The sequence below is a fragment of the Cellulomonas sp. GbtcB1 genome (genome assembly GCF_019091725.1).
Classification (GTDB): domain Bacteria; phylum Actinomycetota; class Actinomycetes; order Actinomycetales; family Cellulomonadaceae; genus Cellulomonas.
In genome coordinates, this window is the sequence record NZ_JAGXJG010000008.1 from 13,078 (window position 1) to 25,866 (window position 12,789).

Here is a 12,789-nt window from a genome sequence, read left to right on the forward strand (position 1 = left end):
CGGGGTGAGCGAAGCGATCACGGTGGCCGTGCTGGGCGCGGCCGGCCGCATGGGACGGACCGTCGTCGACGCCGTGGAGGCGGCGCCCGACCTGGAGCTGGTGGCCGCCCTGGAGCACGGCGACGACGTCGGCGCGGTGGCCGCGACCGGCGCGCGGGTCGCGGTCGACTTCACGGTCCCGTCGGTCGCCGAGGCCAACGTGCGGTCGCTCGTGGCGCAGGGCGTGCACGCGGTCGTCGGCACCACCGGCTGGACGCCCGAGTCGCTGGCGCGGGTCGAGGCCGACCTCGCGGGGCGTCCGGGCGTGGGCGTGCTGATCGCCCCCAACTTCGCGCTCGGCGCGGTGCTGGCGATGGCGTTCGCCGCGCGCGCCGCCCGGTGGTTCGAGTCGGTCGAGGTCGTCGAGCTGCACCACCCCGACAAGGTCGACGCCCCCTCCGGCACCGCCCGGCACACGGCCCACGCGATCGCGGCCGCCCGCCGCGAGGCCGGGCTGGGGCCGGTGCCGGACGCCACCACGACGGCGCTCGACGGCGCGCGGGGCGCGGACGTGGACGGCGTCCGGGTGCACGCGGTGCGGCTGCGCGGGCTCGTCGCGCACGAGGAGATCCTGCTCGGCAACGCGGGGGAGCAGCTGACCATCCGGCACGACTCGTTCGACCGGGTGTCGTTCATGCCCGGAGTGCTGCACGCGGTCCGGCAGATCGGGTCCCGCCCGGGGCTGACGGTCGGGCTCGAGCACTACCTGGACCTGGGCTGACCGCGGTGGAGGAGCCCCGGGAGCCCGCCGGCACGCCCGCGCCGGCGTCGCCCGCGCGGCGCCGCACCGGCCTGGTCGCGGCGATCGCCCTGACCGCGCTGCTCGGCCTCTACCTCTGGCTGGTCGCGGGCCGGGCCGTCGCGCTGATCCGCACCGGCGAGCCGGTCGGCGTCGGCCTCGGCGCGGCGTTCGCGCTGCTGCCGCTGCTGGTGCTGGGCCTGGTGGCGCGCGAGTGGCTGCTCGCCGTCGACGTCCAGCGCATGGCCGACACGCTCGCCGCCCGCGGGGAGCTGCCGGTCGACGACCTGCCGCGCAGCCCGGGCGGCCGGATCGACCGCGCCGCGGCCGCCGGCCAGTTCGAGGCGGCCCGCTCGGAGGCGGAGGCGGCGCCCGACGACGACTGGGGCACCTGGTACCGGCTGGCGTTCGCCTACGACGCGGCCGGCGACCGCAAGCGCGCCCGCGCCGCGCTGCGCCACGCGTCCCGCGTGCACCGCGGCCGCGCGCGGGCGGGCGAGGAGCCCCGCGGCCTGTCCTGACCCTGGGCCGCCCCGTGGTCCCCCGGGCCGTCGCGGCCCTCGAGTGGAGCGTTCTGCCCGACACACCCCGGCGTGTCGGGCAGAACGCTCCACTCGTCTCCGGTCGGGGGCTGACGGGGATCCGCCCGCCGCACCGTGCCGCGGCCTCAGGCCGGGGTCAGGTACGCGCGCAGCGCGTCCGCCGGCATCGGGCGCGCCACCAGGAACCCCTGCACCAGCGGCACCCCCGCGGCCCGCAGCGCGTCGAGCTGCGCGTCCGACTCGACGCCCTCGGCGACGACGGTCATGCCCTGCTCCACGGCCATCCGGTGCACGAGCTCGACCAGCAGCGCGTCCAGCGGGTCGTCGAGCATCCCCGCCACCACCGACCGGTCGATCTTGAGCACGTCGACCGGCAGGCGCGACACCTGCCGCAGCCCCGACATGGCGCCGCCCAGGTCGTCGAGGGCGATCGGCACCCCGGCGTCCCGCAGCGCGTCGAGGGCGCCGAGCGCCCCGGCGACCTGCGCCTCAGTCGCGGCCTCGGACAGCTCGAGGCGCACGCCGTCGTGCGGCGTGCCCGACGCGTCCAGCACCCGGAGCACCCGGTCGGCGAGCAGCGGCTCCTCCAGGGCGGCGGGGGACAGGTTCACGTTCACCACGGCCAGGGCGTCGTCGCCGAGCTCGGCGCGCCACGCGGCCCGGTCGGCGCACGCGCGCTCCAGGACCCAGAGGTCGAGCTCGAGCGCCAGGCCCGACCGGGCGGCGCGGTCGAGCGGCACCACCGGGCCGGCCAGTCGGCCGTCGGCGTCCCGGGACCGCAGCAGCGCCTCGACCTCGCGCACCGAGCCGTCGGCCGTGCCCGCGATCGGCTGGTAGTGCACCTCGAGGGCCGCCAGGTCGAGCCCCGGCAGCGCTGCGAGCCCGGCGAGCCCGACCGGCCCCGCGCCCGGACCGGCACCCGGACCCGCGTCCGCGCCGGCCAGGCGCACCCGGTCGCCGCCCGCCTTCTTCGCGCCGTACATCGCCAGGTCGGCCTCGCGCAGCAGCCGGTCGTGGTCGACGAGCGCACCGGCGCCGAGCGCCAGGCCGACGGACACCCGGGAGTGCGCGGGCACCGGGAGGCCCGGGTCGTGGGCCGCGATCGCGGAGCGCAGCACCTCGCCGAGGTCCAGCGCGCGCACCCGCCAGGTGTCGTCGGGGGTCTGCGGGGGCAGCAGGCGGGCGAGCGCGAACTCGTCGCCGCCCAGCCGCCCGACCACGTCGCCGGGCTCCGCCGAGGCCGCCAGCCGGGTCGCGACGGAGTGCAGCAGCGCGTCCCCGAACGAGTGGCCGAGGGTGTCGTTGACCTCCTTGAGCCGGTCCAGGTCGAGGAACGCCAGGACGACGGCGCCGCCGTCCTCGCGCGCGGCCGCGCAGAGCTCCCGGAGGCCGTCGACGAACCGGGCCCGCGAGGTCACGCCGGTGAGGTGGTCGTGCGAGGCCTCGTGCGCGAGCTCCGCGGCCAGCGCCTCCATCAGCGTCGTCGGGTCGAGGATCCCGACCGGGCCGCCGTCCGCGCCGGTGACCATCATGTCCTGGTAGCCGTCGCCGCCGACCAGCCGCTCGGCCGCCTCCGTGAGCGAGGCGCGGACGTCGACCCAGGGCACCTCCCAGCGCGCGACGTCCGCGACCGGCCGCCGCCCCCAGAGCGACCGGCCGAAGCCGTACCTGCCGGTCATGGTGGTGAGGAAGTCCTTGCGGGCGACCATCCCGTAGGGGCCGCCCACCTCGCGCGGGGCGACGAGGACGGACGAGCCCGTCCACCGGGTGCGGAAGCCGACGTCCACCGCCTCGCAGGAGTCGGTCGGGGCGACGACGACGGGCGCGGAGACCAGGTCGGACAGCAGCCGGCCGCGGTCGGCGCGCCGCCAGGGCGCGCGGGTCTGGGGGGACACGCCCGCACGATCGCCCGGCGCGGCCGTGACCTGAGGCGTCGCCGCGCCCCGTCGTCGGCTGTTCGCGCGCCGTTCACCGCGGGCCGCCCGTCCGGGTGACGCCGCCACCCGGACGGGCGCGGCCGACCACGCGACGCCGGGTCAGATGCTGGCGCCCCAGAGGTGCTCGGTGATCTCCCGCGGGTCGTCCTGCTCGCCGAGCACGCGGGTCGCGCCGACGTCGCCGAGGCCGGCCGACCCGAGGAACTGCTCGCGCGCGGTGTCCCCGGCGACGACCCAGGTCTGCACGCTGGTCGCCCGGTCCTCGTCGCGCAGCAGGTCGACGACGGCCGCGAGCAGCCGGGAGCCGTGGCCCAGCCGCCGCTCGGCGGGGTCGACCTCGAGCGCGAGGATCTCGCCGCCCGGGGTGTCGTCGCCGGACCCGGGCGGGGCGGTGACGGGCGCGACCGAGGCGAAGCCGACGAGCCGCGGCCCGTGCATCGCGACCAGCACGCGGTAGCCGCGGCCCGGGGGCGAGGCGATCGCCGCGGACCACTGGTCCGTGATCCGCGCGAGGTCGACGCGGTCCAGGACCTCCTCGCCGACGAGGTCCCCGAGCGTCGCCCGCCACGCGGCGAGCTGCACGGCCGCGACGGCGCCCTCGTCCCCGGGGACGGCGGGGCGGACGGAGACGTCGGACGTGGCGGCGAGCAGGGGGTCCATGCCGGTCACAATGCCACGTACACCGGCTCCAGGTACTCCTCGATGCCGGCCTCGCCGCCCTCGCGCCCGATGCCGGACGACTTCACGCCGCCGAACGGCGCGCTGGCGTCGGAGACCATCCCGCGGTTGACGCCGAGCATCCCCGCCTCGACGCCCTCGGCCAGCCGCATGACCCGGTCGACGTCCTTCGTGTACGCGTAGGCGACCAGGCCGAACTCGGTCGCGTTCGCCAGCCGGAGGCCGTCGGCCTCGTCGCCGAACGTCACGACCGGGGCCACGGGGCCGAAGATCTCCTCCCGCACGGCGCGGGCGTCCTCGGGCACCCGGTCGAGCACGGTCGGCGGGTAGAAGTACCCGCGCCGGCCCGGTCGCTCGCCGCCGGTCCGCACCCGGGCCCCGTCGTCCGCCGCCTCCGTGACCAGCTCTTCCACCCGGTCGACCGCGGCCTTCTCGATGAGCGGGCCGACCGCGACGTCCGGGGCCGTGCCGGGGCCCATCACCAGCCGCTCGAAGGCGGTCGTCAGCCGGTCGGCGAACTCCGCCGCGACGGGCTCCTGGACCAGGAACCGGTTCGCGGCGACGCAGGTCTGCCCGGCGTTGCGCATCTTGGCCGCCACGGCGCCCTCGACCGCGGCGTCCAGGTCGGCGTCCGCGAACACCAGGAACGGCGCGTTCCCGCCGAGCTCCATCGAGGTGCGCAGCACGTTGTCGGCCGCCTGCTTGAGCAGCGACCGCCCGACCTCCGTCGACCCGGTGAACGACAGCTTGCGCAGCCGCGGGTCGGCGATCACGGGCTCGGTGAGCGCGCGGGACGACGACGTGGGCAGCACGTTGATCACGCCGGCCGGCAGGTCGCGGGCGTCGAGCTCGGCCCGGACGATCTCGGCGAAGTACGCGGTGGTCAGCGGGGTCAGCTGCGCCGGCTTGATGACGACCGGGCAGCCGGCCGCGAGCGCCGGCGCGACCTTGCGGGTGATCATCGCGATCGGGAAGTTCCACGGCGTGATGAGCAGCGCCGGGCCGACGGGCCGCCGGAGCACCAGCTGGTGGTGCGTGCCCGCGGGCGCCCGGCGGGTCAGGCCGTCGAGGCGCACCGCCTCCTCGGAGTACCAGCGCACGAACTCGGCCGCGTACTGCACCTCGGCGCGCGCCTCCGCCAGCGGCTTGCCGCCCTCGGCGGTGATGAGCGCCGCCAGGTCCTCGGCGCGGGCGACCATCGCGTCGAACACGGCGCGCAGCACGTCGGACCGGGTGCGCGGGGCGACCTCCCGCCAGGCCGGGAACGCGCGGTGGGCCGCGTCGAGCGCCGCGCGGCCGTCCTCGGGCGCGGCGTCGGCCACCTCGAACAGCACGTCGGTGGTCGCCGGGTCGGCCACGGCGAACGTGCCCCGGCCGGTGGCGTGCCGCCACTCGCCGTCGATCAGCAGGCCGGTGGGCGTGTGGGCGGCGACGTACGGCGGCAGCGGCGAGGTCATGGGGCCCAGTGTCGACCCGGACCTCGCCGCGGGCGAGCGGCGCGGAGCCCAAGATCCGCGGGCCGGAACCCTACGATGGCCCCATGACGACGCCCGCCGGACCGATCGAGACGCCGTACGAGGACCTGCTCCGCCTGGTGCTGGAGACCGGCACCCCCAAGGCGGACCGCACCGGCACCGGGACCCGCAGCGTGTTCGGGCACCAGATGCGGTTCGACCTGCAGCAGGGGTTCCCGCTCGTCACCACCAAGCGCGTGTTCATGCGCGGCCTGACCGAGGAGCTGCTCTGGTTCCTGCGCGGCGAGCGCAACGCCCGCACGCTGCAGGAGAAGGGCGTGCACATCTGGGACGAGTGGGCCGCCGAGGACGGCGACCTCGGCCCGGTGTACGGGGTGCAGTGGCGGTCCTGGCCGACCCCCGACGGCGGGACGATCGACCAGCTGGCGCAGGTGCTCGACGGCCTGCGCCGCGACCCCGACTCCCGGCGGCACATCGTCTCGGCGTGGAACGTCGCGGACATCCCGTCGATGGCGCTCGCGCCCTGCCACGCGTTCTTCCAGTTCTACGTGGCAGACGGGAAGCTCTCCTGCCAGCTCTACCAGCGGTCCGCCGACCTGTTCCTGGGCGTGCCGTTCAACATCGCGTCCTACGCGCTGCTGACGCACATGGTGGCGCAGCAGGTCGACCTCGAGGTCGGGGACTTCGTGTGGACCGGCGGCGACTGCCACATCTACGACAACCACGTCGACCAGGTGCGCGAGCAGCTGACCCGGGACCCGTTCCCCGCGCCGACGCTGCGCCTGGAGCGCGCGCCGTCGCTGTTCGAGTACAGCTACGCCGACGTGACGATCGAGAACTACCAGCACCACCCGGCGATCAAGGCCCCGGTCGCGGTCTGACGCCCCCGGCCGCCCGGCGCGTCAGGGGACCCCGAGCCAGCGGAGCAGGGCCGCCGTCGCGGCGGCCAGCAGCACCACCAGCACGAACGGCGCGCGCAGCAGCAGGGCGATCGCGGCCACCGCGAGCGCGGCCAGCCGCGCGTCCAGCACGAGGGCGCCGTCGGTCGTCGCCGTCTGCACCGCGACCAGCGCGGCGAGCAGCGCCGCCGTCACCAGCGCGGCGGTCCGGACGACCCGGGGCCGCTCGAGCAGCGCGCGGGGGACCAGGTGCCCGGCGACCTTGGTCGCGAGCACGACGACCGAGGCGGCCAGCACGGCCCACCAGACCGCGAGCCGGCTCACGGGGTCACCACCGGGGCCGCGTCGTCCTCGTCGCCCCCACGGGCGCGCCCGACGCCGCCCCCGCCGTCGAGCACCCCCACGACCACCGCCAGCGCGCCGGCCGCGAGCACCGGCACCCCGGCCGGCGCCACCGGCGTGAGCGCCAGTGCCAGCAGGGCGGCCGCGACGGCCACGACGCGCACGGTCCGGGTCGCGCGCCGGTCGTCGCCGGACAGCCGCGGCCACAGCAGCGCGAGGAACGCAGCCCCGGCCGCCGCGTCCAGCCCGTACCGCCGCGGGTCGCCCAGCGCGTCGCCGAGGAGCGCGCCCAGCAGCGAGAACGCGTTCCACAGCACGAACACCCCGGCGCCGGTCCACCAGAACCCCGCGCGGGTCGCGGCCCGGGTCGGCTGGGCGGTCGCCACCGCCGTCGACTCGTCGATCGTCAGGTGCGCCGCGAGCACGCGCCGCCAGCCGGACGCGCCCAGCAGCGGGGCCACCTGCACCCCGTAGAGCCCGTTGCGCGCCCCGAGCAGGCCCGCGGTCGCCACGACCGCCCCGATGCCCCCGCCGGCACCCACGACGCCCACCGCGGCGAACTGCGAGCCGCCGCTGAACATCAGCAGGCTCAGCGCCATCGTCTGCGGGACGTCGAGGCCCGCGGCGACCGACAGCGCGCCGAACGAGACGCCGTACAGCCCGGTGGCCACCGAGACGGACAGGGCGGTGCGGGCGGCCGACCGGACGGCGGGGTCGGACCGGTCCGCGGGGGAGCGTGCGGGCACGCGACGAGGGTAGGACGTCCCGGCCGGGGGGTCGGGCGGGCGTCCACCCGCTGACCGCCCGGTGACGCCGCGGAACCCCAGGTGAACGACCCGGGAAGCCTTGCGGAACGCACCCCGGGAATGGTCGTCCGGGGTGGCGCGGCCGGGGCAGGGTGTCCAGGGCCGGCGACGGAGCGGGCCAGCACCTGCCCCCTCGTGAAGCGGACTCCTCCCCGTGACCTCTGCCGACGTCCTCGCCCCGCCACCGGTGGCCGCCCCCTCGGGCGCCCCCCGGCACCGCGGTGCGCTCCAGTCGCGCCGCCGCCGGTCGGCGCTGCTGTGGTTCCTCCTGCTGGCCGGGCCCAACGTGGCCCTGCTGCTGGTGTTCGTCTACCGGCCGCTGATCCAGTCGTTCTACCTGTCCACGCTGCAGTGGAACCTCGGCTCGCCCGTCGCCCGCAACATCGGGCTGGGCAACTACGTCGAGCTGTTCACCTCGCGGAACTTCACGCAGGTCGTGACGACGACGGTCGTGTTCACGATCGCGACCGTCGGCGGCGCCATGCTGCTGGGCCTCGGCCTGGCGGTGCTGCTCAACCAGAAGCTCCGCGGCCGCGGCTTCGCCCGCACCGTGGCGTTCGCGCCGTACGTGCTGTCGGGCTTCGCGGTCGGCATCCTCTGGCTGTTCATCTTCGACCCGCGGTACGGCCTCATGCGCGAGGTGCTGAGCTGGGTCGGGGCCTCCTCGCCCCAGTGGTACACCCAGCGCCCCTGGCCGCTGGTGATGGTGATCATCGTCTACCTCTGGAAGAACCTCGGGTACGTCGCGCTGATCTACCTGGCCGGCCTGCAGTCGGTCCCGCAGGACCTCAAGGACGCGGCGGCCCTCGACGGGGCGTCGTCGTTCCGGACGCTGCGGTCGATCATCCTGCCGCTGCTCACCCCGACGTCGTTCTTCCTGCTGGTCACGATGATGCTGGCCTCGCTGCAGTCGTTCGACATCATCAAGGCGATGACCCAGGGCGGCCCGCTCGGGTCGACCACGACGCTCATGTACTCCGTGTACCAGGAGAGCTTCGTCAACGGCCGCGCGGGCTACGCCTCCGCCGTCGCCACCGTCCTGTTCCTCGTGCTGCTGGCGGTCACCGCGGTGCAGATGCGGTTCGTCCAGCGGAAGGTCCACTACGCATGAGCGTCCTGACGCCCCGTCGCCCGGCCGAGGGCGCCGCGCCGACCACCCCGCCCGCGGCGCCCACCGGGCGCGACGTCCGGCCCACGGCTGCGTCGTCCCGCCCGGGCCGTCGGCAGCGCCCGCACGTCGGCAGCTACGTCACGATGGTCCTCGCGACGATCGTGCTCGGCGCCCCGCTGATCTGGATGCTGCTCGCCAGCCTCAAGACCTCCCAGGAGCTGTACCAGTTCCCGGTGCAGTGGCTGCCCGGCGCGCCCAGCCTGGACAACTACGCCCAGGCCGCGGACACCGTGCCGCTCGGCCGGCTGCTGCTGAACAGCGTCGGCCTGACGGTGGTCGGCGCCGGCCTCAAGGTGGTCCTCGGCCTCACCTGCGCCTACGCGCTGGTGTTCCTGGAGTTCCCGTTCAAGAAGGTCGTGTTCGGGCTGGTCATCGCCACCCTGATGATCCCGCCGCAGGTCACGATCATCCCGAACTACACCCTGGTCGCCGAGCTCGGCTGGCTGAACACCTACCAGGGCATCCTCGTGCCCGGCCTGGCCAGCGCGTTCGGCACCTTCCTGTTCCGCCAGCACTTCCTGACGCTGCCGGGCTCGATCCTCGAGGCCGCGGAGCTGGACGGGGCCGGCCACTGGCGCAAGCTGTGGCGGTTCGTGGTCCCGATGAGCACGCCGACCATCGCGGCGGTCACCCTCGTGTCCGTCGTCACCGAGTGGAACGACTACCTCTGGCCGTTCCTGGTCATCGACCGCGCCGACAAGATGACGCTGCCGATCGGCCTCACCCTGCTGCAGAACATCGACGGCCTCACCAACTGGGGCGTCCTGCTGGCCGCCACGGTCGTCGTGACCCTGCCGATCCTGCTCGTCTTCCTCGTCCTGCAGCGCCGGCTCGTCGCCGGCCTCACCGCGGGCGCCGTCACCGGCTGACCCGCCCCCGAGACGTGGCCGGTCCGCCGGCCGCCTGAGACGGCCGCGCCCCCGCGCGCCCGTCAGCCCCCGAGCGCCGCGACGCGGCGCGAGACCCCCGAAGGAGCACCACCGTGTCCCACCCCCGCAGGCGCCGCCGCAGCACCGTGGCCATCGCCGCTGCCGTCGCCGGCACGACGCTCGCGCTCACGGCGTGCGGCGGCCCGTCGACCGCCGCCTCGTCCGACGAGTCCGCGGCCGCCGAGGCGACCGACTGGTCGCAGGTCGAGCCCGCGTCCGAGATCACCTGGTGGAGCAACCACCCCGGCCAGTCCCAGGCCGTGGAGGAGCAGCTCATCGCCGACTTCGAGGCCGAGAACCCGGACATCAAGGTCAACCTGGTGACCGCCGGCGCCAACTACGACGAGGTCGCCCAGCGCTTCCAGGCCGCCTCGCAGACCGACGAGAAGCCCGACCTGGTCATCGCGTCCGACGTCTGGTGGTTCCGCTACCACCTGAACGACCAGATCATGCCGCTGGACGACGTCTTCGAGGCGATCGACGCCGACGCGGACGACTTCCAGCAGGGCCTGTACGGCGACTACGAGTACGAGGGCCAGCACTGGGCCGCGCCGTACGCGCGCTCCACGCCGCTCTTCTACTACAACAAGGACATGTGGGCCGCGGCCGGCCTGCCCGACGAGGGCCCGGAGTCCTGGGAGCAGCTCCAGGAGTGGAGCACCGCGCTCGAGGCCCAGGTCCCCGCGGAGGGCTCGCCCTTCGGCCTGTCGCTCGGCACCTCCTGGTCCGCCTGGTGGTTCGAGAACATGATCTGGGGCCAGGGCGGCGAGTACTCCGACGAGTTCGACGTCACGCTCGACTCCGAGGAGTCGCTGGCCGGCGGCGAGTTCCTCCGCGGCCTGTTCCACGGCGACGACGCGATCGCCACGGTCTCGGCGGACGACTCGATGGCGGACTTCGCGTCCGGCCTCATCGCCTCGACCATCGGCTCGACCGGCTCGCTGAAGGGCGCGCTGGACGCGGCGTCGTTCGAGGTCGGCACGGCCTACCTGCCCGACGGCCCGGCCGGCGGCGGCACGCCGACCGGCGGCACCGGCCTCGCGATCTCCTCCTCCAGCACCCCGGAGAAGCAGCTCGCCGCCGCGATGTTCCTCGAGTTCCTCACGAACACCGAGAACACCGCGACGTTCTCCCAGGCCACCGGCTACATGCCCGTGCGCACCTCGGCCGTCGAGTCCGACACCATGAAGGCCGTGTACGAGCAGTACCCGCAGTTCCGCACCGCGGTCGACCAGCTGGCGGAGAAGGCGCGCCCCCAGGACTACATCCGCGTGTTCGTGCCGGGCGCCGACGCGCTGCTCACCGACGCGATCGAGCAGATCGTCCTCGAGGGCACCGACCCGGCCGAGGCGTTCGGGTCGGTCACGCCGCAGATCGAGACGGCGTACACCGAGAACGTCGAGCCGTACCTGTGACCGGAACCGTCACCGGTCCGGTCGCCGGGGTCGCCCTTCCGGGCGGCCCCGGCGCCGGGGCGTCCGCGCCCCTCGTCGTCGCGCACCGCGGCAACTCCGCGGTCGCCCCGCAGAACACGCTCGCCGCATTCGAGGCGGCGTGGCGCGCCGGGGCGCACAGCATCGAGATCGACATCCAGCCGACGGCCGACGGCGAGGTCGTGGTGATCCACGACGACACCGTCGACGCCACCACGGACGGGCAGGGCGTCGTCACCGAGATGACGCTCGACGCGGTGCGCGCGCTGGACGCGGGCTCCTGGTTCGCGGCCGCCTACGCCGGGCAGCGGGTCCCGACGTTCGCCGAGGTGCTGGACCTGATGGTCCGCCGCCCGGGCATCGACCTGCTGCTCGAGCTCAAGGGCGCCTTCACGGTCGAGCAGGTGCGGCCCGTCACCGACGCGATCCGCGCGGCCGGGCTGGCGGACCGGGTCATCGGGCAGTCGTTCTGGCCGGAGTCCGTGCGGGCGCTCGCGGCGGCGGACCCCGACCTGCGCCGGGGGCTGCTGATCTTCCAGGTGCCGGACGACGGCGGGGTCGACGAGGTGGTCCGCGTCGCGGGCGAGCTCGGCGTCATGACCGTCAACCCGTACGGCCCGCTGCTGGTCGAGCACCCGGACCTGGTCGCGCGGCTGCACGACGCAGGCCTGCAGGTCCAGGTCTGGACGCTCAACGAGCCCGAGCACTGGGCCGCCGCGGTGGCGCTCGGCGTCGACGCGGTCATCACCGACCGCCCCGACCGCCTGGCCGGCTGGCTCGCGGCCCGCGCGTCCTGAGCGCACCCCCGCCCCGCGCGGGGGCCGGTCACCCCGGACGGGTGCGACCGGCCCCGGCGCGGGGCGGTACCGTGGAGGCCATGCTCCCCGCCACCCCGTCGCGTCCCTTCGGCGCGGTGCTCACCGCGATGGTGACGCCCATGCGGGAGGACGGCTCGGTCGACCTCGACGCCGCCGTCTCCCTCGCCACGCACCTCGTGGACCACGGGCACGACGGCCTGGTGCTCAACGGCACCACCGGGGAGTCGCCCACCACGCACGCGCCCGAGAAGGCGGACCTGGTGCGGGCCGTCGTCGACGCCGTGGGGCACCGGGCGACGGTCGTCGCCGGTGCCGGGTCGAACGACACGCTGCACGCCGTCCGGATGGCCGAGCAGGCCGCCGAGGCCGGCGCGGACGGCCTGCTGGTCGTCGCGCCCTACTACTCGCGCCCCTCGCAGCCCGGCCTGGTCGCGCACGTGACCGCCGTCGCCGACGCGACGCCGCTGCCGGTGATGCTCTACGACGTGCCCGGCCGCACCGGCGTCCGGTTCGCGCACGAGACGCTGGTCGAGCTCGCGCAGCACGACCGGGTCGTCGCGATGAAGGACGCCACCGGCGACCTGTACGGCGCCGCGAAGGCCGCCGCCGCGACCGGGCTCGCCTGGTACTCCGGCGACGACTCGCTCTACCTGCCGTTCCTGGCGCACGGCGCCGCCGGCATCGTCAGCGTGGTCGGCCACGTCGCCGGCCCGCAGCTCGCCGCGCTCACCGCGGCCCACGACGCGGGCGACCACGCCCGCGCGCTCGAGATCTTCCTGTCGATCGCACCGGCGATCGACGCGCTCAACGGCCGGGGTTTCCAGGCGGTCGCGGCCAAGGCCGCCGTCTGGTCCCTCGGCCTGATCCCGTCCCGACACCTGCGGCTGCCCAACGTCGCCGCGTCGGACGAGGACGTCGAGGCGGTGCGCGCGGGCCTTACTGCCGCGGGCGTCGGCGGCGTCCTGTCCGCCTGATCCAGGA

Annotated in this window: 13 protein-coding genes; 8 read left to right on the top strand and 5 right to left on the bottom strand. The window is 75.5% G+C overall.

Features of this window, described 5'->3' with window-relative positions; genetic code table 11:
* Window positions 1-4: 4 nt before the first annotated feature.
* Together dapB and KVT14_RS04640 are read left to right on the top strand one after the other, a co-directional pair.
* On the top strand, window positions 5-760 hold the full coding sequence (gene dapB / locus KVT14_RS04635) for a 4-hydroxy-tetrahydrodipicolinate reductase (protein ID WP_217614592.1): 756 nt from the start codon (window positions 5-7) through the stop codon (window positions 758-760).
* A 5-nt stretch (window positions 761-765) separates the two neighbouring features.
* On the top strand, window positions 766-1,299 hold the full coding sequence (locus tag KVT14_RS04640; RefSeq protein ID WP_308160889.1) for a hypothetical protein: 534 nt from the start codon (window positions 766-768) through the stop codon (window positions 1,297-1,299).
* 146 nt (window positions 1,300-1,445) lie between these two features.
* On the opposite strand, the gene KVT14_RS04645 is transcribed toward KVT14_RS04640, so the two are convergent.
* From KVT14_RS04645 to KVT14_RS04655, 3 genes are all read right to left on the bottom strand, one after another.
* Window positions 1,446-3,215 (bottom strand): bifunctional diguanylate cyclase/phosphodiesterase, encoded by a 1,770-nt coding sequence (locus tag KVT14_RS04645; RefSeq protein WP_217614593.1) that lies wholly within the window; start codon window positions 3,213-3,215, stop codon window positions 1,446-1,448.
* A gap of 141 nt (window positions 3,216-3,356) precedes the next feature.
* Window positions 3,357-3,917 (bottom strand): GNAT family N-acetyltransferase, encoded by a 561-nt coding sequence (locus KVT14_RS04650; protein ID WP_217614594.1) that lies wholly within the window; start codon window positions 3,915-3,917, stop codon window positions 3,357-3,359.
* A gap of 5 nt (window positions 3,918-3,922) precedes the next feature.
* The gene (locus tag KVT14_RS04655) at window positions 3,923-5,392 is read right to left on the bottom strand and encodes an NAD-dependent succinate-semialdehyde dehydrogenase (protein ID WP_217614595.1); all 1,470 of its coding nucleotides are present in this window, start codon (window positions 5,390-5,392) and stop codon (window positions 3,923-3,925) included.
* An 83-nt stretch (window positions 5,393-5,475) separates the two neighbouring features.
* Here KVT14_RS04655 and KVT14_RS04660 point away from each other — a divergent pair, with 83 nt between their 5' ends.
* Window positions 5,476-6,291: a thymidylate synthase gene (locus KVT14_RS04660; protein ID WP_217614596.1), complete on the top strand. Its 816-nt coding sequence runs from the start codon at window positions 5,476-5,478 to the stop codon at window positions 6,289-6,291.
* Window positions 6,292-6,312: 21 nt separating this feature from the next.
* On the opposite strand, the gene KVT14_RS04665 is transcribed toward KVT14_RS04660, so the two are convergent.
* Together KVT14_RS04665 and KVT14_RS04670 are read right to left on the bottom strand one after the other, a co-directional pair.
* Complete coding sequence (locus tag KVT14_RS04665) at window positions 6,313-6,633, bottom strand: AzlD domain-containing protein (protein ID WP_217614597.1); 321 nt, start codon at window positions 6,631-6,633, stop codon at window positions 6,313-6,315.
* Entirely contained in the window at window positions 6,630-7,397 is a 768-nt protein-coding gene (locus KVT14_RS04670; protein ID WP_217614598.1) for an AzlC family ABC transporter permease, read from the bottom strand. The genes KVT14_RS04665 and KVT14_RS04670 overlap by 4 nt, the downstream gene beginning before the upstream one ends.
* 214 nt (window positions 7,398-7,611) lie before the next feature.
* Here KVT14_RS04670 and KVT14_RS04675 point away from each other — a divergent pair, with 214 nt between their 5' ends.
* From KVT14_RS04675 to dapA, 5 genes are all read left to right on the top strand, one after another.
* Window positions 7,612-8,568: a carbohydrate ABC transporter permease gene (locus tag KVT14_RS04675; protein ID WP_217614599.1), complete on the top strand. Its 957-nt coding sequence runs from the start codon at window positions 7,612-7,614 to the stop codon at window positions 8,566-8,568.
* Window positions 8,565-9,497 (top strand): carbohydrate ABC transporter permease, encoded by a 933-nt coding sequence (locus tag KVT14_RS04680; RefSeq protein WP_217614600.1) that lies wholly within the window; start codon window positions 8,565-8,567, stop codon window positions 9,495-9,497. The genes KVT14_RS04675 and KVT14_RS04680 overlap by 4 nt, the downstream gene beginning before the upstream one ends.
* A 113-nt stretch (window positions 9,498-9,610) precedes the next feature.
* Window positions 9,611-10,972, top strand: a complete 1,362-nt coding sequence (locus tag KVT14_RS04685; RefSeq protein ID WP_217614601.1) for an ABC transporter substrate-binding protein — start codon at window positions 9,611-9,613, stop codon at window positions 10,970-10,972.
* Entirely contained in the window at window positions 10,969-11,787 is an 819-nt protein-coding gene (locus tag KVT14_RS04690) for a glycerophosphodiester phosphodiesterase family protein (protein ID WP_217614602.1), read from the top strand. Before KVT14_RS04685 ends, KVT14_RS04690 begins: the two co-directional genes overlap by 4 nt.
* Before the next feature lie 80 nt (window positions 11,788-11,867).
* The gene (dapA, locus tag KVT14_RS04695; RefSeq protein WP_217614603.1) at window positions 11,868-12,782 is read left to right on the top strand and encodes a 4-hydroxy-tetrahydrodipicolinate synthase; all 915 of its coding nucleotides are present in this window, start codon (window positions 11,868-11,870) and stop codon (window positions 12,780-12,782) included.
* Window positions 12,783-12,789: the final 7 nt, after the last annotated feature.